This is a genomic window from Flavihumibacter sp. CACIAM 22H1 (assembly GCF_001601815.1).
Lineage (GTDB): Bacteria > Bacteroidota > Bacteroidia > Chitinophagales > Chitinophagaceae > Flavihumibacter.
The window spans coordinates 17056-38848 of the sequence record NZ_LUKG01000002.1 but is presented as its reverse complement, the minus strand read 5'-3'; the positions used below and the strand labels follow the sequence as shown (position 1 = coordinate 38848).

Sequence of the window (21793 nt, the reverse complement as noted above, 5' to 3'; positions counted from 1 at the left end):
GATGTGGCCAAAGCAGAAAATCTTCAAAACCTCCTTAAACTGGCGCAGGAAAATGCCCTTCGCCAGCTAAAAGATAAAACAGAACTGTTTGAGGATGGCAACAATATACTGGCCCTTGGCAAGTATAAGTTTGCCGTTAATAAACAGGTGCTTGATCTTACTATTATCAGAAAAAATGAACGCTTATTTTTTCATTTAACCGGCACCAGTTTTTACAAAGAAGCAAAGGCAGCGGAACTGTACCAGTATCAGTCGATCTGGGAGCAGGAACTGGTTTCCGAAAACAGCGAAATATATCGCGCAGAATACCTTGCCTACGAAACATTCAATGCAGCAGTTCAGCAGCAAACAGACTGGAATGCTGAACAATACATAACGGAAAAGACCGAACGTGATTTTGCAGCAGCTTATTTAAAAGGGGTGCATAATACCGATGCAGTAAAAATCTATGAAGGATTAAAAAAAATTCAGCAAGAGCTGGGCATCCTTCATTTCTCTCCATCGGTACGGGTAACCGCCCAGCTTTTCTGGTTTCAACAGGAGGAGGCTACAAGAACCCGGTTAGTGCAGTTAATTACAGCAGCACAGGCTATACAGCAAAGCTTTCCGCAAAGTCTGGAATTTTCTTTTCTGGAAAAAGAACTGGAAATCTGTTACCAACCGGCTACCCTTCCGTATCAGGCAGCCAGCGCCCGGGAAATTGCAGCATACCTTTACGAGGAATTTAAACAGGGCAAACAATTCTCCTGCAGCCAGCAGGCAATGCGCATCAAAAAAGAATTCAGGGAATACCTGCAAACTAAAAAAAGCCTGGACCTGTTTATGCAGGAGACCGAAAACCCCGCATTTAGTATAAGTGAGCGCTTTTACATTATTCAAAGCTGGTTGCATGCATTCTGCCAATTGGCAGCAACAGCAGCCGATCCGCTTTACATCAATGAAGCAATCTGCCTTTTGTTATTTCATCATCACGGCTACAAGGAAAAAGCCGGTGCAGACCGCTTGGTAATCGACGGCATGAAAGGTACGCATCCGGTTATCAGGGAAACCAGGTATGAACTTATTTATCACCGCTTTTTTGCCAGGCTTTTTGCGTATTTCCGTGAAATTGTACCGGCCTTTACACATTTCAATCAACTGAAAGAAGCTTTGGTAAAGGATTATCGGAAACAATTAAAGATCAATGAGCTGGAACCCAAGTTATTGAGTTCTTTTGTACGCAACCGCCTCATCAATGATGTTTATTTTCCTTTGATAGGTGCCAATCTTGCGAAACAACTGGGTGCCGCCGGAGAGGACAAACGCACTGCAAGAATGGGAATGCTGCTGTTGGTGTCTCCGCCGGGTTATGGTAAAACCACCCTGATGGAATACCTGGCAAAGACCATGGGTTTACATTTTGTGAAGATTAATGGTCCAACTATCGGCCACCAGATTCGATCCATTGATCCAATGGAAGCCACCACGTCCGGAGCAAGGGAAGAACTGAAGAAGATAAACCTTTCATTTGAAATGGCAGACAATGTAATGTTGTACATCGACGATATCCAGCACTGCCATCCCGAATTCCTGCAAAAATTCATTTCACTGGCCGATGGGCAAAGAAAGATGGATGGGATTTTTGAAGGAGATAGTAAAACCTATGATCTAAGGGGAAAACGGTTTTGTGTGATAATGGCCGGCAACCCTTATACGGAAAGCGGAGAACAATTTAAACTACCCGATATGCTGGCCAACAGGGCAGATGTATATAACCTGGGAGATGTAATTGGCGGATCGGCTCATCTCTTCAGCCTCAGTCTCATCGAAAACTCGGTAGCAGAGAACAGGTATCTGCAGCAGATCACCAACCGCAGTACAGAAGACCTTTATAAGCTTATCCAGTATATTGAAAACAGCGCCGAAGTGCTTCCAGACCTCGAAGGAAATTATACGCAGCAGGAAATTGAAGATGCGATCATTGTTTTAAAAAATCTGCTTCGAATCCGAAACCTTGTACTAAAGGTAAACCAGCAATATATTGCCAGTGCAGCCATGAAGGACGCCTATCGGACAGAACCACCTTTTAAATTACAGGGCTCTTACCGCAATATGAACAAACTGGCCGGCAAAGTGGTTCCCCTGATGAATGAAGCTGAAATCAACACCCTGATTCAATCGCATTACGAAGGTGAATCGCAAACCCTGACAGCAGATGCAGAAGCCAATTTATTAAAACTCAAAGAAATGGCGGGGTTGTTGACGGCACAGGAAACACTTCGTTGGAATGATATAATAACCATTTTCCGGAAAAACAACCGGTTTGCGGCCTTTCAGGGACAAGACAGTTCTGCCCAGTTCCTGCAGCAGCTCAGTGCCTTTAATGAACAACTGGAGGCAATTGCAAAAGCTATCCGCCAGCAAGATTAACAAATCCGCACAAAAGAACTGTTTATTTTAGATAGCGGGCAACCTGTAAAGGGTTGCCGGCATTTCTATTTACAGATCACTCAACTGGCACATGGATGTAGAAAATCTACTTACACAACTGAAAAAGGGGAACAAGGCAGTAGAACGGGTAATTTTTGACCTGCTGGCAGACCGTATGCTTTTGCTTTGTATGCGGTATGTAAAAAACAGGGAAGATGCAGAGGAACTAATGCTTTCCGGCATGTTGAAACTATTCAGGCACCTCCCCGAATTTAAGTTTCAGTTTGAAAACGGATTTTATGCCTGGTGCAGAAGAATTATGGTCAACGAATGCCTGATGCACCTCCGGAAACACCACAGTTTTATACTGGCAGGAGAACCATCTGCCGACATAATACAGGACAATGAAGAAATAATAGCGCGCCTAGACGCCGCCGACCTGTTCGAAGAAATTCTTCAATTACCTCCTGGATACAGAACAATTTTTAACCTGTACGCAGTGGAAGGGTACGACCATAGAGAAATTGCTGAATTATTGACTATTTCTGTGGGCACGTCCAAATCACAACTCTCGAAAGCACGTGCCCTTTTACAAAAAAACCTGGTCCAAAAAGGATTTTATCATGTCAGAAAAAAAACTATATAACCTGGAGGCGCACCCTTCCGTTGAGCCGCTGGATAAAAACAGCGCCTGGAACAAATTGCAGGCAATGCGGGCGCAAGAACCCGCAGCGCACCAGAACAGTAACCGACCTGCGGTGTTGGTTTGGTTTAGCATTTTGGCTGCAGCCTGCCTACTGTTCTTGCTTATAAGAAGCGATCAGTTCCTGAAGGAGGAAGCCATTCCATACCACCCGGCAGCACCCCAACCTCCTGTTTCTTACGTAAAGCAGGCGAAGGAAGAGCCAAGGTCTCAAGAACCGGTGCAAGCAGCAAGCCAGGCCGTTCCCCGGCTCAGAAAACCCGCGCCCGTACGTGCAGCTGCCGGCCAACGCCTGCTGCCCACTGCAAAAGCGCCGGTAAACGCTGCCCCTGACGCGGTACCAGCGCAGGTGCAGGGTATTGCCGCTATTCCGCAGGCTGATAGTATGGCAGCGGTAGTAACTACTGTTAGCGTAGAAAAAAAACCGCTCAGTGCACCCCGTGCTGTATACCATATAAACGAATTAAAAGATCCTGATCGTCCCTATACCATCAACCAGGAAAAAAAGCGGGCTACACCGCCGGTAGCTGCGCAAGAACGGACTTTTTCCATCAAAATCAATCTTTCAAACTAATACCATGCGCCGATTCGTCTTAATTTTCCTGCTGGCTTCCAGCAGCAGCCAGCTTATTGCCCAAACTACCGCAACCGATGGGTTTGGCTTACCAGAACGATTTGTTTTTCGTCGCAGTTTTACCATTCAGCTACCAAATAAAAATGAAGTGGGGGTAGAAATGGCGGATATAAATGACATGGATCGATTAATGAACCTGGATTCTATACTTCAAAAAGTTTACGCAGATATTCAACAGGTAATAGACACCCTGCCGGATCCGTTGCGCACCACCAAGCTGCAACACGCCTGCTATGAAGATGGGTTGCCCAAAATCCAACTCAATCAGTATGCGCCCAGAGGGCAGCAATTTATCCTGATCAACGGATCTGCTGCTTTACTAAAAACCGAACAGGATACACTTATCGTTACCGGGGTTATTAAAAACCCGGCAAAACCAGCAGAATTTAAAGTGAATAATGAATTTCCCCGTTATTATCGATTAACGGTATTGCTTAACCGAATCACAGATCTACCAGAGTTGCTGAATGGAGAACTGAACAGCAAAATGAATACATTTTCAACAGCACATACCACCAAATGGACGGGCGGAAAAAAAGACAGCTTTTATGCTTTGGCGGCCGACCCAACCATTGTGGCAAAAGTTAAGCGTGCATATACCGGCTACCCAAATGATCAATTGGAATTAAAGGCCAGTGTACTGCTGCAAAATTACAAACAGTATTTTACACCGGCTTTTAACCTCGAAGGCAGCCTTGTGCTCACCAATAAAACCCGTAGCCTGCAACACTCTTTTACAATAGCCTGGCAGCCCAGTTTTCTTTTTTCAAAAAATGAAGAAGGAAAACTTCAGGCCTTCCGCAATGATTTTATTGAACTGAGTTATGAGTCCTGGTCGGTGGCTAACCGGCTGGCTAATACGGAGGGAAAATTACGCTGGAACCTGTCGCTGGGTTACCTGGCACGCAGGCGCGGCGATTTTTACGCACCCTCTACTTTCCGGTTTGGAATGGGACAAGTCCGCCTTAAAAAAACCAGGCTGGAACCAGGCTTTTACTTCAATAATTTTTTCCGGGGTATTAGTCCAACCATCCGCCTTACCCAGTCATTTTAACGCGCAGCGGGGAAACCTGAACATATAATCAGAATTTAACCTGACAAGAATCAGGTTCTGCTTAAATTGACTTGGCGTAATTTACAACCTGTAAAAACCTCCCGTATGAAGTCAATTTTGGTGGCAACCGATTTTTCTGCTCCCAGCCGGGCGGCCGCTCAATATGCAGCAGCCTTGTGCAAACTGAATGGCGCAACGCTTACTTTGCTTCATGCCTATCTCTTACCCACTCCGGTTAGTGAAGTACCGTATGTAATGGTATCGGTTGAAGAGTTACAAAAAGACAATGAAAAGCTGGTAGGGGAACTGGCTGTAGCGCTACAACAACAATTCGGAATTGAAGTAAAAACCCTGGTTAGTATTGGCTTACCGGCTGATGAAGTCGTATTTCAGGCGGGAGAAACCGGTGCCGACCTGATTGTTGCAGGCATGCGGGGTGTCACGAACACCCTGGATAAACTGATTGGCAGCACTACTTCCGCCATTCTGCGAAAGTCCACGATACCGGTACTGGTAATACCGGAACAAATTGTTTATAGTGGATGGCAACAAATAGCTTATGCCACCGATTTCAACCATACAATGAACCTGCGTTGCCTGAACATGCTAAAAGTGCTGGCAGGCAATCATCCCGCACTGCAACTGAATGTTGTACACGTACAACGGCCGGGGGAAATTATGAGCGCGGAGCAAATTGCCGGAAAAGTTCGGCTTGACCCGATGCTGGAAGCTATTCCGCATAAATACGTGGAATTAGAACATGAGTCGGTAGAAGAGGGGCTAAAACGCTTTTTACAGGATGTAGCCTGCGATGTGCTGGTAATGGTGGCGCACAAACACAGCTGGTGGGAGCGTTTATTCAGCGGTAGTCATACCCGGGATATGGTATACCAGTCAGAAATTCCCCTTCTGGTATTACAGGACCAAGAATAAGCGCCCTATTTCAACCTCTTGAAACAGTCCTTTCCAAAAAGGGGGGCTGCCTGGCGCCGGTCCAATTCTAAGATTTGGCTTGCAGATTGCCAATTGCTTCTTACCTTTGCCCCCCATTTTAAGGCATGCGGAAGCCCGTTTGCCCATTTGTATCAACAAAAAACACCATTGTATGGCAACCGTAACGAGGGAAAATATTGGCCTGTTGAACGAAAAGATAACCGTTAAGCTGGCGAAAGAAGACTACCTGCCCTCCTTCGAAAAAGCGCTGAAAAACTACAGCAAGCAGGCAAATATTCCTGGTTTCAGGAAAGGAATGGTACCCTCCGGCCTGATCCGTAAAATGCACGGTCAGTCTGTTTTCGCAGACGAAGTACTGCGCACCGTAGAAAAGCAGTTGAATGATTATATGGTAAATGAGAAACTGGAAATTTTTGCCCAGCCCTTACCATTGCCTGAAAATGATAGCAGTGCCCTGAATCATATGGCTCCTGCAGAATATGCATTTGCCTTTGAAGTGGGCCTGAAGCCTGAAATCAGGGTGGCTGACCTGGCCGCGGCAAAACTTCCTTATTACAAAATAACTGTTACGGACGAGATGCTGGAAGAGGAAATAAATCGCCTTCAGCTCCGTAACGGCGCCATGACTGAGCCAGAAATCGTTGATAATGAGGAGAATGTATTAAATCTTACCTTTGAGGAACTGGATGAAACAGGGGCCGTAGTTGAAGGTGGTATTAAAAAAGACAATTCTGTACTGGTAAAATATTTTGCACCTGCTTTTCGCACTGGCTTAATGGGCCGGAAAAAAGACGACAGTTTCCAGCTTACACTGGCCGAAGCTTTTGAAGAAAAGGAAAGAGAATGGATTTTGAGCGACCTGGGCCTGTCTAAAGAAGATGCTGCTGCCGCTTCCAAGCCCTTTAAAGCTACCATCACCAAACTGGGATTGGTAGAAAAATCACCGCTCGATGAAAATTTCTTCAATGCAGTATTTCCCGGAAAAGAAATCAAAGACGAAGCAGGTTTCCGTGAAGCTTTGAAAGCAGATATTGAGCTCCAGCTTGAAAACCAGAGCCGTAACCAGTTATTCGATGGTATTTACCATTTCCTGGTAGATCAGACCAAGATCGAATTTCCTGAAACCTTCCTGAAACGCTGGATGCAGCAGGGCGGTGAGCAGCCTAAAACTGAAGCAGAAGCGGAAAAAGAATACCCTTCCTTTGCGAATTCACTGAAATGGACCCTGATTGTAGACCAGTTGGTGAAAGACAATAAAATTGAGGTAAACCAGGAAGATCTTCGCGGTTTTGCCAAAGCGCAGTTGTTTTCCTACATGGGAAATATGAATATGGGACAACTTGACATTGAACAACCCTGGGTAAATGATTACGTGGATCGTATGATGAAAGACCGCAAATTTGTAGAAGACAGTTTCCACCGCATCCAAACAGATAAGGTATTTGCCGTTGCGGAAACCCTGGTTCAGAAAGACGAAAAGCCTATCAGCCTGGAAGAATTCCAGAAAATGCAGTCTGAACACAAGCATTAAGAAGGGATAAAGAGTATAAGGAGTTAAAAAAGACCGCCTGGCTATGCCAGGCGGTCTTTTTTAACTCCTTACCACAATCCCCCGCCTCCTCCCCCTCCTCCCTTCTGCTTTCCCCCTCTTTTGTCAGTCCGACTGCCGTTTTTTGCAATGATTTTCAATTGGAAAGATATTTGCACCGGTCAGTTACCTTATTTTTATCAAAACAACGATCCTAAATATGAAGTCTGAATTTGAAAAATATGCGGTCAAGCACCGGGGTATATCCAGCCTGACCTTGCACGACTACCAGAAATACCAGGTGACTAACCTAACCCCCAATATCATTGAAGAACGCCCGATGAACATTGCCGTAATGGATGTTTACAGCCGGTTGATGATGGATCGCATCATTTTCCTGGGCTACCCGATCAATGATGAGGTGGCTAATATTGTTACCGCTCAGCTACTTTTCCTGGAAAGTACCGATCGCACGCGCGATGTGCAGATGTATATTAACTGTCCGGGTGGCAGTGTATACGCGGGCCTGGGCATGTACGATACCATGCAGTTTATAACACCCGATATTGCTACCATTTGTACCGGTATGGCAGCTTCAATGGGCGCAGTTTTAATGTGTGCAGGAACCAAAGGCAAACGCACCGCATTGAAACATAGCCGTATAATGATGCACCAGCCAAGCGGAGCAATCGGCGGACAGGCTTCTGATATCGAGATTACGGTGAATGAAATCCGTAAACTCAAAAAGGAGTTGTATGAAATCATTTCCACGCATACCGGCAAAGGCGTTAAACAAGTAGAAAAGGATTGTGATCGCGATTACTGGCTTACCGCACTCGAAGCAAAAGAGTATGGCCTTGTTGATGAAGTTTTATTGGTTAATCCTCGGAAAGAAAAGAAGGATTAATCGCAAACGATTAGAATTCACTATTAAAAATCTGTTGCAATGAATATGTCAAACTATTTTTCTTATCGAATGGAGGAGGAAGAAGAAGAAAAACAGCGGGAAGACAAGAGGGATGAGCTGATGATGCTGAATAAACGCCTCGAAAAATACTTTTTCGACGAAAGAGCGGTTTACCTCTGGGGGCCGGTAGATGATAAATCAGCCAGAGAAGTAATTACCAAATTATTGCTCCTGGATGCTGATAAAAAAGAAGAGATCAAATTTTATATTAATAGTCCGGGTGGCGTAGTTACCAGTGGAATGGTCATTTACGACACAATGAAAATGATCAAAAGCCCTGTAAGTACGATTTGTATGGGCTTGGCAGCCTCCATGGGGTCAATCCTGTTAAGCGGGGGTGAAAAAGGGCGTCGGTTTATCTTTCCACATGGGGAAGTGATGATTCACCAGCCAAGTTTGGGCGGATATATGCAGGGGGTTAGCGCCGACCTGGAAATTCAGGCCAAACAAACCAAGCGGGTAAAAGAAATGGGGGCAAAAATCCTGGCCGACAATTGTGGAAAAACAATGGCTCAGATCATGAAAGATTTTGATCGGGACTATTGGATGGATGCAAAAGAAGCCATTGACTATGGAATAGTGGATGGTTTGATTGAAAAAATCTGATTGCACCCCTTAAACTAGTAATATCACGTAGTAAAAAACCGTTCCTGGTTTGGGAGCGGTTTTTTATCTTGACCAATCTTCAGGAACAGCTACCTTTGCAGGAAGCAAGTACTAGCGCGTATGGCAAAAAATACTTTACATTGTTCATTTTGTGGCAGAAGCAGGGATGAGGTAAAAATTCTCATCGCCGGGCAAGATGGACATATTTGCGAGAACTGTGTTGAACACGCTCGTGAAATTATCGAACAGGAATTACTGACACGTACAGAAGGTACGGGTTCAGGATTCAAACTGACCGTAAAAAAACCAATTGAAATAAAGCGGTTTTTGGATGAATATATAATTGGGCAGGACGACGCCAAAAAAGTATTGGCAGTTGCAGTGTATAACCATTATAAGCGACTACAGCAAAAACCTGCAGAGAGTGATGTTGATATCGAAAAAAGCAATATCGTAATGGTTGGTGAAACCGGTACAGGTAAAACCTTGCTGGCTAAAACAATTGCCAAATTATTGAATGTTCCTTTTGCTATTGTGGATGCTACCGTATTTACAGAAGCTGGTTATGTGGGGGAAGATGTTGAAAGCATTCTTACCCGCTTGCTGCAGGTTTGTAATTACGATGTTACTGCCGCTGAAAGAGGCATCGTGTACATTGATGAAATTGATAAGGTTGCCCGCAAGGGTGATAACCCCTCTATTACCCGGGATGTTAGTGGAGAAGGCGTACAGCAAGGCCTCTTAAAGCTGCTTGAAGGAACGGATGTATTGGTTCCCCCGCAGGGTGGTCGTAAACACCCGGAACAAAAACTGATTAAGATCAATACCCAGAATATTCTTTTTATTTGCGGAGGTGCCTTTGATGGGGTGGATAAACTGATTGCGCGGCGGGTAAATACCAATGCTATCGGCTTTAACGTAAATAAAGACCAGCAGGAAACAGCCCGTAAAAACCTGCTGCAGTTTGTCAATGCACAGGATTTAAAACACTTTGGACTGATCCCTGAATTATTAGGGCGTTTGCCTGTAGTAACCTTCCTTAACCCCCTGGATGCAGAAACCCTGCGCTCCATTCTTACAGAACCCAAAAATTCCCTGATCAAACAATACCAGAAATTGTTTGAAATTGAAGGAATTGAACTCAGTATGGATGCTGACGTGCTCGATTTTATGGTTGCAAAAGCCATGGAATATAAACTTGGTGCACGCGGACTTCGATCTATTTGCGAAAGTATCCTAACGGATGCCATGTTTGAATTGCCCTCCAGCAAGGAAACTAAATTCCACTTGACGCTGGAATATGCAGAGAAAAAATTTGATAAAAGTAAGATGAGTATGTTGAAGGTGGCGTAAGAAGGGGAAAGGGAGAAAGGAGGATGCGTTTAATAAAGCTCCATTAATTACATGAAAGAACTAATAGACCAGCTCAAGGCCGAAGGTTTGACCGAGGCACAGGCTTATAAAGCAATAGAAATCGTAAAGAATTTTGCCAAAGACAAATTCCCGATTTTTGGTGGGGCAATTGACCGTTTATTCGATAAATACGGACCAAAAGATAAACAGGAGGAAGATTTTTTGGACTAATGCCGTGAATTTTTACATAATTAACGCTGCTTTCCTATTTCCTCCCGGGCAATCACAATTTTCTGTATTTCTGAAGTGCCTTCGCCTATTGTACAAAGTTTGCTGTCTCGATAAAATTTTTCCACCGGAAAATCTTTGGTATAACCATAGCCTCCGAAAATTTGAACGGCATCAGTGGCCACACGAACAGCTACTTCACTGGCATAGTATTTTGCCATAGCCGCTTCCCGCGTCATTTTTTGCCCCCGGTTTTTCAGATCCGCGGCCTGGTTGGTCAATAATTCGGCGGCGGCAATTTCTGTAGCCATATCTGCCAGCTTGAAGGAAATTCCCTGGAAATTAGCAATGGGTTGATCAAACTGCTGGCGTTCCTTTGAATATTTTACAGCCGCCTCAAATGCCCCTTTTGCAATACCTAGTGATAATGCTGCAATTGAGATGCGACCTCCATCCAGTACTTTCATGGCCTGCTTAAACCCATCCCCTACTTCACCTAAGCGATTGCTATCCGGGATCCGGCAATTGTCAAAAATCATTTCTGCCGTTTCACTGGCCCGCATGCCCAGTTTATTTTCCTTTTTCCCCCCTGTAAACCCCTGCTCACCCCTTTCGACAATAAAGGCCGTAGCATTGTTTTTGGAACGAGGTTCTCCAGTACGGGCAATTACAACTGCAATATCGCCTGATCTTCCATGGGTAATCCAATTCTTAGTGCCGTTAAGCACCCAAAAATCACCATCCCGGGTAGCAGTTGTACCCATGTTTCCCGCATCACTTCCGGTATTTGCTTCCGTAAGCCCCCAGGCGCCCAACCACTCAGCAGTAGCCAGCTTGGGCAGGTATTTTCTTTTTTGTTCCTCATTCCCAAAGGCAAGTATATGCCCCGTGCACAAAGAATTATGTGCAGCCAGGCTTAAACCGATCGATCCACATACTTTGGCGATCTCTGAAATAATAGCTACATACTCAAAATAACTGAGCCCCGCACCTCCATATTGCTCCGGTACCAATACGCCCATTAATCCCAGTTCTCCCATTTCCTTAAACACCTGTAAAGGAAATTCCTGCGCCTCGTCCCATTCCATAACATAGGGCATTATCCGCTGACGGGCAAAATCCCTGGCTGTTTGCGCTACCTGTTCGGTTATTTCTGCGTGTTCAAAGTTCATACTGCTTCAGCTTATTGATAATCATTGAGGTAATAACGCAAACTACGGTCATTTCTGTTATACTAACAAGTGTTAGTTATTTAAAATTCACAATATGGTGCTAATTTGTTCAACAGACTTGTATCTAGGAAGTGGATGCGGGCTAAATCGGCCAAACTCCTGAACCTTCCGTTACCCGTTCGATATTGCACAATTGCCTTCGCTATTTTCCAGCGGATATACGGATGCCGCGCCAATTCCTCCTGCGTAGCCCTATTCACTGCTATTGGCCGCAACTCAGTTGTATCCAGTTGAAGGTGAGGAAGCAAGGTTTGATAAACGGAATCCTTCAAACCATATACTTCAGCCACCTGGGACACTGCCACAAAACCGCCCAATAACTGGCGGTACTTAAGGATACGGCTGCTCAGGGCAGGTCCGATCCCAGGCAGCCCCATCCAATCAAGACTATCGGCAGAGTTAATTAGCAAAGGAGGGCGCAGTGTTTTCCTTTTTACGGCACTCCGGGTCGTTTTTTTAAGTTGAATATAAGGTCTCAACCTCTCTGCCAGTTCAACAGGCATTCCATAAATCTTCTTCAAATCATCTGCCGATCGGAATTCACCGCCTTTACGCCGGTAATTCAGGATAGTGCTCGTAAGCCGGGGGGGTAAACCAAGCCTTTCCCAATCCTCCCGGCTGGCTGAATTCGGATCAAAATGAAAAACTGGTGGCATTAAATGATCACCCGTCCCCTTTCGTTGCCCCTCTTTATTCATCTCGTTGTTGGTACGGGCGGAGAGGGCCTTGCTGCTGCCAGCTGGGCTATAAACCTGCTCCTGCACCTGCTGCTGTAAAAGTTTAGCGAGCAAACTATCCGGCACCGACTGGGGAGTAGGCAGCGTAGGCGTAAAATACTGTGGCAAAAGTTTTATCAAAAAAATGCAGCTGATCAGTGCCAGCACGGCAATACGTTCTTTCCTTGAAAAATGCAGGCACTCTTTTAACCATTGTTTCAGGGCAGTGTTTTTCATGCCGCAACTTACCCACGGCAGGAAAAAGGGTCAAGCGTTCTTTAACGGTATTAGATACAGAGTTTTAACCCGTCGTAAGCAAGCCGGATGCCTTTGGGAAGTCCGGCGTCTATTTCTGCGTGCAAGCCCAACTGGTGACTAATATGTGTAAAGTAAGCATTGGGAACATGTACCTCCTTTACCATATCAATAGCTTCCGACAGGGTAAAATGGGAAATATGCTTTTCGTGTCGAAGGGCATTCAGCACCAGGTAGGAGCTTCCCCTGATTTTATCTATTTCTGCCGCATCAATCCGGTTGGCATCGGTTATATAGGTAAAATTTCCAAAACGGAATCCGAGCACCGGCATCCGCATATGCCAGACAAGAATGGGCGTAAACTCGATGTCGCCCACCTGGAAAGGTTCCTGGTCAATCGGATTAATCTGGATTTCCGGCACACCCGGGTATTTTGATTCTGCAAACGCATAGGGAAACTCCCGGATGATATTCATCTGCGTCATCTCGTTTGCATAAATCTGCATGGGTTTCTTTGAAAAATAATTGTAAGCCCGAACATCATCCAGTCCGGCAATATGATCCTTATGCGGGTGGGTGAACAGGATTGCATCCAGCTTCTTAACCCCTGCCCGCAACATCTGGTACCGAAAGTCGGGGGTTGAATCTATAACTACAGTTGTGGAAGCTGATTGGATCAGGATACTTGAGCGGAGTCGGTTATCGCGGAAATCGGTTGACCGGCACACCTCGCATTCACAGGCGATCATTGGTACACCGCTACTGGTTCCAGTACCCAAAAACGTTATGGTTAAATCAACAGACAGAAAATAAAGCTAGGGGAATTTTAAGGAAGATCAGGAATTCTCCTGTTCAGTTTCCGACGAATTTGCATCGCCCTCTGCAGCTAACCTGCTGCGCTCCTGTACATCCAGGTAGGTTTTTCTGGCTTCGGGCGTCAGTTCCTCCACCGTTATTTGTAATTGGGGTATCAGGTCCATCATGGTATTAATCTTACCCTCCAGTTGTAAAAACTTATTCAGCACTACCACTTTCTTTTGCTCAAGAATGCAATATCCACTCTGAAAGGTTCCCCGTTCATACCGGACAATATACCCGGCCTCCTCCAGCACCTGTTCCAATTTATTTAATGTAGCCTGTGTGTATTTCATACGAACATCAAAAGACAAAAATACCGAAACTGCCGCGCCCTGCCGTTTATTTACTACACATTTTGATAACAGGTACAATCATCTCTTCCATACTAATTCCCCCATGCTGAAACGTATTACGATAATAATTCACGTAATGATTGTAATTGTTCGGATAGCAGAGATACCCGTCTTCCTTGGCAAAAATAAAGGAAGAATTGACCGTTGGTACGGGCAAACCGGCTTCTTTAGGATCCCGGAAAGCAAGCACTTCTTTGGGTTCATAATTAAGGTTGCGGCCATGTTTATACCGCAGGTTGGCGGTGGTTTGCTTATCGCCCACCACTTTATGCGGGGTATTTACCCGTACAGAACCGTGATCGGTTGCCAGGATCAGGTTTATTTTCTTTCCGGCAATTTTTTTCAGTGCCTGGAATAAAGGAGAATGTTCGAACCAACTGGCAGTAATACTTCGGTAACTGATTTCATCACTGGCCAGTTCTTTGAGCACTTCCATTTCTGTTCGGGCATGACTCAGCATGTCTACAAAATTGTATACGATCACATTCAGGTCATTGCTCAGCAGGTTATGGATATTGCTGACCAGCTCATTACCCGCCTGGTGGTTGACGACTTTTACATAGTTATACCGGATCTGGTCTTTTTTCAGCCGCTTCAGCTGCGCTTTAAAAAAGACCTCCTCCTGCAGATTTTTGCCTCCTTCTTCCTCATCATTTTTCCACAGATCCGGAAAATTTCTTTCAATTTCTGCAGGCATTAGTCCGGCAAAAATGGCATTTCGGGCATATTGTGTAGCCGTTGGAAGTATGCTGTAGAAACTATCTTCCTCCAGTATCCGGAAATAAGTGGCAAAAATCGGCTGAATTGATTTCCATTGGTCAAAGCGCAGATTGTCAATCAAAATAAAAAAAGTAGGCACCCCAGGCTCCAGGTGTGGCAACACTTTAAACTGGAAAACCGTATTGCTCATTATCGGCGCATCACTGGATTTCGGATTCACCCAATCCAGGTAGTTCTTCGATACAAATTTGCAGAATTCATTATTTGCTTCTTTTTTCTGCGACCGTAGAATTTCCTGCATCTCCGGGCTGTCACTTTTTTCCATTTCCAGTTCCCAGTAAACCAGTTTTTTATAGATATCCATCCACTCATTGTAATCCGGGTTACTGTTGAGTGCCATAAATAGGTTCCGGAATTGTTGCTGATAGGCCGAGGTTGTTTTCTCCGCTACCAGGCGCCTGTTATCCAGTATTTTTTTAAGGCTCAATAATACCTGGTTCGGATTAACAGGCTTGATCAGGTAGTCGCTGATTTGCGAACCAATGGCATCATCCATCAGGTTTTCCGTTTCATTTTTGGTGATCATTACGATGGGGACCTGCTGGTTCACTTCCTTGATCTTGGCCAGGGTTTCCAGTCCGGTTATACCCGGCATGGTTTCATCCAGCAAAACCACATCTACCGGATGATCTTTAACATATTCAATGGCATCAAACCCGTTGGCAAGCGTATGCACGGCATAACCTTTGTTTTCAAGGAATAGTTTCTGCGATTGCAGGCTTTCCATTTCATCGTCGACCCAGAGTATATTAGCTAATGACATAGAATCAAATGTAATTTATCTGGCCGGCTTCGTACTTTTGCCGGCTACCTATTTGAAGAATTTAACAATTATCAACCGGAATGGCCAAGGGAAGAAAAATCATCAATGACCCGGTATATGGATTTATAACCATCGATCACCCTCTTTTATTCAGTGTGATCGGGCACCCCTATTACCAGCGTCTGCGGCGGATTCAGCAAATGGCATTTGCCCACCTGGTGTACCCGGGAGCCGTTCACAGCCGCCTGCATCATTCACTGGGATCCTATCACCTGATGTGTATTGCCCTGCGAGAACTCCAAAACAAAGGGGTGATGCTGTCTGCAGAAGAAGAACTGGGCGCCAAAATTGCTATTCTGCTGCACGATATCGGGCATGGCCCCTTTTCTCATGCGCTGGAACACACCCTTATTGAGGGCGTACACCACGAATCGATCAGCCTGCAGATTATGGAAGTACTCAACCAGGAAAACAAGGGCGCTCTTCAAACGGCTATTGCTATTTTTAACAATTCCTATCACCTCCCCTTTCTGCATCAACTGGTATCAGGGCAGTTGGATGTAGACCGGATGGATTACCTAACCCGCGATAGTTTTTTTACCGGAGTTTCGGAAGGTGTAATCGGTTATGACCGCATCATAAAAATGCTTACCGTGCAGGATGGTCAGCTGATGGTGGAAGAAAAAGGCATTTTCTCTATTGAAAAGTTCCTGGTAGCCCGTCGGTTAATGTACTGGCAGGTATACCTCCATAAAACGGTATTGGGGGCGGAAAAGCTCCTGGTAAACATCATTCGAAGGGCAAAAGACCTGATCCAGAAAGGCATTTCTTTACCGGTTGCTTCGCCCGTGCTGGAACAGTTCCTGTCTCAAAAGACAACCGCAGACCTGGGTACGCAGCTCGATGCCTTCTGCCAGCTCGACGACTATGACCTGATGGCAGCTGTAAAATGCTGGGCCCTTCAGCCAGACAGGGTTTTGTCCACCCTATGCAGGATGTTGCTCAACCGCCGATTGCTTAAAGTTAAATTACAGGCAGACCCCCTGGAGCCAGGCCTGATGCAGGAAATCCGGGGTAAATTGATCCGGGCTACCGGATTTACGGCGGAAGAAATCGGGTATTTTGTTTTTGATGGAGAAACCAGCAATACCACCTATGATCCGGCCGAAGAAAGAATTCAGGTACTTTTCAAGGATGGTACGGTCAGGGATATTTCGCAGGTAGACAATGCCTTAATCCAGCACAATTTATCCCGCCCTCTTAAAAAATACTACTTTTGTTACCTCGACCCGGAATTGGCAATAAAGGAGTTGCAGGGCAGGACGAATTAAAATAATTATTCTATGCAGTTCAGTGCTTCACAAATCGCACTACTAATTAATGGTAAAGTAGAAGGAAATGCCCAGGCAACTGTTGGATCCTTTGGAAAAATTGAAGAAGCTGTAGCTGGTCAGCTGGCATTTCTGGCTAATCCAAAATACGAAGACTATCTCTACACAACAGCCGCTTCTATTGTGATAGTAAACGACAACCTGGAACTCAAACATGCGGTTAAAGCTGCATTGATCAGGGTACCGGATGCATACAGTGCATTTGCCACCTTATTATCCAAATACCAGGAACTAAAAACCCAGCAACTCGTCGGCAAACAGGAACCGGTATATATTGCCGACTCTGCAAAAATCGGTGAGCAGGTTTTTCTAGGAGCATTTGTATACATCGGAGAACAGGTAGTAATTGGCAATAATGTAAAAATTTTCCCCAATACCTTTATTGGCAATAATGTACATATCGGCGACAATACCATTATTCATGCGGGCGTAAAAATTTACCACGATTGCAAACTGGGAAAAAATATTACGGTACATGCCGGCACGGTAATCGGCAGTGATGGATTTGGCTTTGCCCCGCAGGCAGATGGCAGCTTTAAAAAAGTTCCGCAAATCGGAAATGTGGTGGTGGAAGATTATGTGGAGATTGGTGCCAATGCTACGATCGACCGCGCAACTATCGGTTCTACAATTATCCGCAGTGGAGCAAAACTCGACAACCTGATTCAGGTAGCGCACAATGTAGAAGTCGGCAATAATACGGTTATTGCTGCCCAGGCCGGGGTTAGCGGCAGCACCAAAATTGGTAACAATGTGATGATCGGCGGCCAGGCAGGTATTGTTGGCCACATCAGTATCGCAGACGGAAGTAAGATAAATGCGCAAAGTGGTGTAAGCAAATCTATAAAACAACCGAATTCTGCTGTTACCGGATCGCCTGCATTCGACTATACCAGTGCATTACGCAGCCAGGCCCTGAGCCGTAACCTGCCGGAATTGGAAAAACGACTCAAAGAACTGGAACAAATGGTGAAACAGCTGCTGGCTGAACGGGTTAATCTCTAATCGGCCTTTAATCCCTATTACTATATCTTTGCCCCTCAATTTTACGCATGGAAGCAAATTTCAACCCCGATAAGCAACATACCGTTGGAGCGGAAATCAGTATTTCAGGAACAGGTTTACATACCGGAGTTAAGGTTGATATGACATTCCGTCCTGCAGCCCCGGGTTTTGGCATCCAGTTTCAACGTATTGATTTAGCCGGTCAGCCTATTATCAAAGCAGATTGCGATTTGGTAACCGATACCTCTAGAGGCACCACTATCGAAGACAATGGCGCCCGGGTTAGTACCGTAGAGCATGTACTGGCGGCATTGGTAGGCATGGGCGTTGACAATGTACTGATTGAAATCAATGGCCCGGAAACGCCTATTATGGACGGCAGTTCCCAGCCATTTGTTGAAATGCTGCAGGAAGTTGGGGTGCAGGAACAGGAAGCGGCCAAAGCCTGGTACAGCATCGACGAAAATATTTATCATTACGACGAGAAAAAAAGAGTGGAAATGGTAGCCATGCCTTCTATGGACTATCAGATTACCACGCTTATCGACTTCAATAGCCCTGTATTGGGCACCCAGCATGCCGGGTTAAAAAACATGCGCGAATTTGTTAAGGAGATCAGTCCCTGCAGAACCTTTGTTTTTCTCCATGAACTGGAAATGCTGCTGGATAATAACCTGATCAAAGGCGGCGATATCAACAACGCTATAGTTGTAGTGGATAAACCGGTAACTTCTGACGAAATGCAGCGCCTGGCTAAAGCTTTTGGGCGCGATAAAATGGAAGTGAAACACGAAGGCTACCTCAATAACCTGGAGCTGCGTTTCCCCAATGAACCTGCTCGTCATAAGTTGCTGGATGTGGTTGGTGACCTGGCCCTGATCGGCTACCCGGTAAAAGCACGGATTATTGCGAACAGGCCCGGTCATAGTACCAATGTGGAATTTGCTAAAAAAATAAAGCAGTATATTAAAAAGAACCGCCACCTGAAAGACGTGCCGGTATATGACTGCAACCAGCCGCCGATTTATACGGCACAGCAAATTGAAAAAACCCTACCCCACCGGTACCCTTTTTTGCTGGTAGACAAAATCATTGAACTTACCGATAAAGTAATAGTAGGCGTTAAGAACGTAACGTTCAATGAACCTTTTTTTACCGGGCATTTTCCCGGAAACCCGGTAATGCCAGGTGTTTTATTATGTGAAGCGCTGGCTCAAACCGGTGGAATTCTGGCTATAAACTCCATGCCGGCCGGCACCTACGATACCTATTTTCTTAAAATCGATAACTGTAAATTCAAACAGAAAATCGTTCCCGGTGATACCATGCTCCTGAAAATGGAACTATCCGCACCGATCCGCAGAGGAATCTGCGAAATGCGGGGAACCGTTTATGTAGGAAATAAGCTTTGCGCCGAAGCAGATATGGTGGCGCAGGTGGTGAAACGGGGATAATCACCTATTTTTGCACGTCAGATTAAAAATCTGACGTTTTTTTTAATATGATTCATCCACATACCTATATACATCCCAACGCCCGGCTTGCTACGAATGTAAAAGTTGATCCCTTTACCGTTATCCACCAGGATGTGGAAATCGGGGAAGGCACCTGGATCAGTAGCAATGTGACCATCATGGAAGGCGCCCGCATCGGGAAGAACTGCCGGATCTTTCCGGGTGCAGTTATTGCAGCAGTTCCGCAGGACCTGAAATTTGACGGCGAATATTCAACTGTTGAAATAGGGGACGATACTACCATCCGTGAATTTGTAACCATAAACCGGGGTACCAAGGATCGGGGCCGTACCGCAGTTGGCAAAAACTGCCTCATTATGGCGTACAGCCACCTGGCGCATGATTGTATCATTGGAAACAATGTAATCATGAGCAACAATGTTCAGATGGCAGGGCATGTAACGGTTGGCGACTGGGCCATTATTGGGGGGGTAAGTGCCGTTCATCAATTTGTACAGATCGGACAACACGCCTTCGTTAGCGGAGGTTCGCTCGTAAGTAAAGACATCCCTCCCTATATAAAAGCAGCCCGCACCCCACTTTCTTATGCCGGCGTTAACTCGGTTGGCCTTAAGCGCCGTGGTTTTAGTGTAGACCGGATCAACCATGTGCTGGACATTTATCGAATTCTCTACAATAAGGGAATGAATACTTCGCAGGCCCTGGAATTTATTGAAGAGGAATTCAGTGCTACGGACGAGCGCGACGAAATCATCACGTTTATACGCGAAAGCGGAAGAGGCATCATCAAGCGCTATACCAAAGGCAGCACGGATGACGATATCACTATCTGATACAGGGAAAAGATACAACAGGGAATGGATTTTCCGTGGATTGAACTATGCTTTTTCCAGCGGAAAGGCCTATGCCATAACAGGTCCGAACGGATCGGGCAAATCAACCTTATTGCAGGTGTTAGCAGGGGCAGTGGCACATTCAACCGGCAGCATCCGCTGGGCCAACAACCGGGGTGAAATCAGCCCGGAGCTCGTTTATCAACAGCTTTCCATAGCAGCCCCCTATCTTGAACTGATTGAAGAAATGACCGCACTTGAGTTTCTGCAATTTCATCAATCCTTCAAACCATTTTTACCCGGATTATCCATTGAAGCAATGCTGGCGCGCGTAGGTTTAGAACAGGCGGTGCATAAGCAGATCCGCTTTTACTCCTCCGGCATGAAACAACGGGTAAAACTGGCACAGGCAATTTTCTCTGATACGCCGCTGCTTTTATTGGATGAGCCCTGCTCCAACATGGACGCTTCCGGTATCCGGCTTTATCAGTCGCTAATGGAAGATTTCGGCAAAAACAGGCTGGTAATTGTGAGCAGTAACGACCCGCAGGAAACCCCTTTTTGCGAAGAAAAAATCAATATCCTGGACTGGAAACCAGCTGCCCGGAAATAATTGCTTAGCGCCGGCTGGCAATGAGCAAGTTCAAATCGGTATATTTCAGGTTAAACCGCTGGCTGAGGTGAAAATGGGTAAGCGCACCCTTAAAAAGATAAATACCGCTACGCAGGTAAATTTTCTGCCAGATCAGGTTATCAATACCGCCTTCTTCAGCAGCTTCCAGCAACAAGGGCATCAATACATTACTGATACCGTGGGAGGCCGTACGTGCAAAACCGGAAGGGATATTGGGAACGCAGTAATGAATTACCCCGTATTTCATAAAAATCGGTTGTTCATGACTGGTAATTTCCGATGTTTCGAAACAGCCCCCACTATCTATACTAACGTCAATGACCACACTGCCGGGGCGCATATTGCTTACCATTTCTTCGGTAACCACTACAGGTGCTCTGCCGGTACTGGATCCCAAGGCGCCCACCGCTACTTCACAGGTCTTTAATTGCTTGGCCAGAATTTTTGGCTCCAGTACGGAGGTCCAGAGTCGGTGGCCTATATTATTCTGTAATTGCTTCAGGCGGTATACACTATTATCAAAAACCTTTACCGAAGCACCCAGTGCTATAGCAGCGCGGGCAGCATATTCACCCACAATACCCGCTCCTATGATAATTACTTTGGAAGGCGGAATTCCGGAAATACCGCCGAGTAAAACCCCTTTCCCATGATTCGCAGAGCTCAGGTATTGGCCGGCAATCAGCATAACTGCACTTCCGGCAATTTCGCTCATGCTCCGCACAATTGGCAGGGAGCCGCTTTCGTCTTTTAATTGTTCAAAGCAGAGGGCGGTAATTTTTTTATCCATCATTTTCTCCAGCAACGACGCTTTGAGCAAAGTTGTATGCATGGGAGAAATGATTACCTGGCCCATTTGCAATAAGGGAATATCCTCTTCTATTACCGGCGCGCTTTTAACCAGTATTGGGGCTTTATACACTTCCGCTTTATCGTAAACGATACGCGCACCCGCTTCACTATAATCCCGGTCGCGAAAATGCGCTGCATCCCCGGCATTATGCTCAATAGTAACCTGGTGGCCATTGCTTACCAGCACGCCCACAGCATCGGGGGTAAGGG

21 protein-coding genes are annotated in these 21793 nt (G+C 45.6%); 15 read left to right on the top strand and 6 right to left on the bottom strand.

The window, feature by feature from the left end; all coding sequences use genetic code 11:
* The 10 genes from A1D16_RS00845 to A1D16_RS00800 all read left to right on the top strand — a co-directional run.
* Positions 1-2409: AAA family ATPase (locus A1D16_RS00845; protein WP_290706799.1), on the top strand; the 2409-nt coding region annotated here is incomplete at its 5' end.
* A gap of 91 nt (positions 2410-2500) precedes the next feature.
* Positions 2501-3055 carry a sigma-70 family RNA polymerase sigma factor gene (locus A1D16_RS00840; RefSeq protein WP_290706796.1) on the top strand — a complete coding sequence of 185 codons (555 nt, stop codon included), beginning with the start codon at positions 2501-2503 and terminating at the stop codon, positions 3053-3055.
* Entirely contained in the window at positions 3033-3686 is a 654-nt protein-coding gene (locus A1D16_RS00835) for a hypothetical protein (RefSeq protein WP_290706795.1), read from the top strand. The genes A1D16_RS00840 and A1D16_RS00835 overlap by 23 nt, the downstream gene beginning before the upstream one ends.
* A 4-nt stretch (positions 3687-3690) precedes the next feature.
* Entirely contained in the window at positions 3691-4800 is a 1110-nt protein-coding gene (locus A1D16_RS00830; RefSeq protein WP_290706794.1) for a hypothetical protein, read from the top strand.
* Between the two features lie 105 nt (positions 4801-4905).
* Complete coding sequence (locus tag A1D16_RS00825; protein ID WP_290706793.1) at positions 4906-5733, top strand: universal stress protein; 828 nt, start codon at positions 4906-4908, stop codon at positions 5731-5733.
* 172 nt (positions 5734-5905) lie between these two features.
* Positions 5906-7285: a trigger factor gene (gene tig / locus A1D16_RS00820; protein WP_290706791.1), complete on the top strand. Its 1380-nt coding sequence runs from the start codon at positions 5906-5908 to the stop codon at positions 7283-7285.
* A 217-nt stretch (positions 7286-7502) separates the two neighbouring features.
* Positions 7503-8189: an ATP-dependent Clp protease proteolytic subunit gene (locus A1D16_RS00815; RefSeq protein ID WP_290706788.1), complete on the top strand. Its 687-nt coding sequence runs from the start codon at positions 7503-7505 to the stop codon at positions 8187-8189.
* Between the two features lie 39 nt (positions 8190-8228).
* Positions 8229-8855, top strand: a complete 627-nt coding sequence (locus tag A1D16_RS00810) for an ATP-dependent Clp protease proteolytic subunit (RefSeq protein ID WP_290706786.1) — start codon at positions 8229-8231, stop codon at positions 8853-8855.
* 120 nt (positions 8856-8975) lie between these two features.
* Positions 8976-10208, top strand: a complete 1233-nt coding sequence (clpX, locus tag A1D16_RS00805) for an ATP-dependent Clp protease ATP-binding subunit ClpX (RefSeq protein WP_290706783.1) — start codon at positions 8976-8978, stop codon at positions 10206-10208.
* A gap of 51 nt (positions 10209-10259) precedes the next feature.
* A complete protein-coding gene (locus A1D16_RS00800) occupies positions 10260-10439 on the top strand; it encodes a hypothetical protein (protein ID WP_290706782.1) in 180 nt (59 codons plus the stop codon).
* A gap of 20 nt (positions 10440-10459) precedes the next feature.
* On the opposite strand, the gene A1D16_RS00795 is transcribed toward A1D16_RS00800, so the two are convergent.
* From A1D16_RS00795 to A1D16_RS00775, 5 genes are all read right to left on the bottom strand, one after another.
* The gene (locus tag A1D16_RS00795) at positions 10460-11608 is read right to left on the bottom strand and encodes an acyl-CoA dehydrogenase family protein (protein ID WP_290706781.1); all 1149 of its coding nucleotides are present in this window, start codon (positions 11606-11608) and stop codon (positions 10460-10462) included.
* An 80-nt stretch (positions 11609-11688) separates the two neighbouring features.
* On the bottom strand, positions 11689-12621 hold the full coding sequence (locus tag A1D16_RS00790) for a helix-hairpin-helix domain-containing protein (RefSeq protein ID WP_290706780.1): 933 nt from the start codon (positions 12619-12621) through the stop codon (positions 11689-11691).
* Positions 12622-12671: 50 nt separating this feature from the next.
* Entirely contained in the window at positions 12672-13418 is a 747-nt protein-coding gene (locus A1D16_RS00785) for an MBL fold metallo-hydrolase (RefSeq protein WP_290706779.1), read from the bottom strand.
* A 57-nt stretch (positions 13419-13475) separates the two neighbouring features.
* Entirely contained in the window at positions 13476-13790 is a 315-nt protein-coding gene (locus tag A1D16_RS00780) for a hypothetical protein (protein ID WP_290706778.1), read from the bottom strand.
* Between the two features lie 46 nt (positions 13791-13836).
* Complete coding sequence (locus A1D16_RS00775; protein ID WP_290706777.1) at positions 13837-15393, bottom strand: response regulator; 1557 nt, start codon at positions 15391-15393, stop codon at positions 13837-13839.
* An 80-nt stretch (positions 15394-15473) separates the two neighbouring features.
* On the opposite strand from A1D16_RS00775, the gene A1D16_RS00770 reads away from it, so the two are divergent.
* The 5 genes from A1D16_RS00770 to A1D16_RS00750 are packed head-to-tail and all read left to right on the top strand — an operon-like array spanning position 15474 to position 20710.
* Positions 15474-16724, top strand: a complete 1251-nt coding sequence (locus A1D16_RS00770; RefSeq protein WP_290706775.1) for an HD domain-containing protein — start codon at positions 15474-15476, stop codon at positions 16722-16724.
* 12 nt (positions 16725-16736) lie between these two features.
* Positions 16737-17789, top strand: coding sequence for a UDP-3-O-(3-hydroxymyristoyl)glucosamine N-acyltransferase (gene lpxD, locus A1D16_RS00765; protein ID WP_290706773.1), 1053 nt, complete (start codon positions 16737-16739; stop codon positions 17787-17789).
* 47 nt (positions 17790-17836) lie between these two features.
* Positions 17837-19243: a bifunctional UDP-3-O-[3-hydroxymyristoyl] N-acetylglucosamine deacetylase/3-hydroxyacyl-ACP dehydratase gene (locus A1D16_RS00760; RefSeq protein ID WP_290706771.1), complete on the top strand. Its 1407-nt coding sequence runs from the start codon at positions 17837-17839 to the stop codon at positions 19241-19243.
* Between the two features lie 47 nt (positions 19244-19290).
* Entirely contained in the window at positions 19291-20097 is an 807-nt protein-coding gene (gene lpxA / locus A1D16_RS00755) for an acyl-ACP--UDP-N-acetylglucosamine O-acyltransferase (protein WP_290706770.1), read from the top strand.
* On the top strand, positions 20078-20710 hold the full coding sequence (locus A1D16_RS00750) for an ABC transporter ATP-binding protein (protein WP_290706769.1): 633 nt from the start codon (positions 20078-20080) through the stop codon (positions 20708-20710). Before lpxA ends, A1D16_RS00750 begins: the two co-directional genes overlap by 20 nt.
* A 4-nt stretch (positions 20711-20714) precedes the next feature.
* Here A1D16_RS00750 and A1D16_RS00745 read toward each other — a convergent pair.
* The coding region (locus A1D16_RS00745; RefSeq protein ID WP_290706768.1) for an alanine dehydrogenase at positions 20715-21793 on the bottom strand (1079 nt) is incomplete at its 5' end.

Coding starts and splice junctions, on each gene's coding strand:
- A1D16_RS00840 (WP_290706796.1), top strand. CDS start 2,501: ATGGATGTAGAAAATCTACTTACACAACTGAAAAAGGGGAACAAGGCA.
- A1D16_RS00835 (WP_290706795.1), top strand. CDS start 3,033: ATGTCAGAAAAAAAACTATATAACCTGGAGGCGCACCCTTCCGTTGAG.
- A1D16_RS00830 (WP_290706794.1), top strand. CDS start 3,691: ATGCGCCGATTCGTCTTAATTTTCCTGCTGGCTTCCAGCAGCAGCCAG.
- A1D16_RS00825 (WP_290706793.1), top strand. CDS start 4,906: ATGAAGTCAATTTTGGTGGCAACCGATTTTTCTGCTCCCAGCCGGGCG.
- tig (WP_290706791.1), top strand. CDS start 5,906: ATGGCAACCGTAACGAGGGAAAATATTGGCCTGTTGAACGAAAAGATA.
- A1D16_RS00815 (WP_290706788.1), top strand. CDS start 7,503: ATGAAGTCTGAATTTGAAAAATATGCGGTCAAGCACCGGGGTATATCC.
- A1D16_RS00810 (WP_290706786.1), top strand. CDS start 8,229: ATGAATATGTCAAACTATTTTTCTTATCGAATGGAGGAGGAAGAAGAA.
- clpX (WP_290706783.1), top strand. CDS start 8,976: ATGGCAAAAAATACTTTACATTGTTCATTTTGTGGCAGAAGCAGGGAT.
- A1D16_RS00800 (WP_290706782.1), top strand. CDS start 10,260: ATGAAAGAACTAATAGACCAGCTCAAGGCCGAAGGTTTGACCGAGGCA.
- A1D16_RS00795 (WP_290706781.1), bottom strand. CDS start 11,608: ATGAACTTTGAACACGCAGAAATAACCGAACAGGTAGCGCAAACAGCC.
- A1D16_RS00790 (WP_290706780.1), bottom strand. CDS start 12,621: ATGAAAAACACTGCCCTGAAACAATGGTTAAAAGAGTGCCTGCATTTT.
- A1D16_RS00780 (WP_290706778.1), bottom strand. CDS start 13,790: ATGAAATACACACAGGCTACATTAAATAAATTGGAACAGGTGCTGGAG.
- A1D16_RS00775 (WP_290706777.1), bottom strand. CDS start 15,393: ATGTCATTAGCTAATATACTCTGGGTCGACGATGAAATGGAAAGCCTG.
- A1D16_RS00770 (WP_290706775.1), top strand. CDS start 15,474: ATGGCCAAGGGAAGAAAAATCATCAATGACCCGGTATATGGATTTATA.
- lpxD (WP_290706773.1), top strand. CDS start 16,737: ATGCAGTTCAGTGCTTCACAAATCGCACTACTAATTAATGGTAAAGTA.
- A1D16_RS00760 (WP_290706771.1), top strand. CDS start 17,837: ATGGAAGCAAATTTCAACCCCGATAAGCAACATACCGTTGGAGCGGAA.
- lpxA (WP_290706770.1), top strand. CDS start 19,291: ATGATTCATCCACATACCTATATACATCCCAACGCCCGGCTTGCTACG.
- A1D16_RS00750 (WP_290706769.1), top strand. CDS start 20,078: ATGACGATATCACTATCTGATACAGGGAAAAGATACAACAGGGAATGG.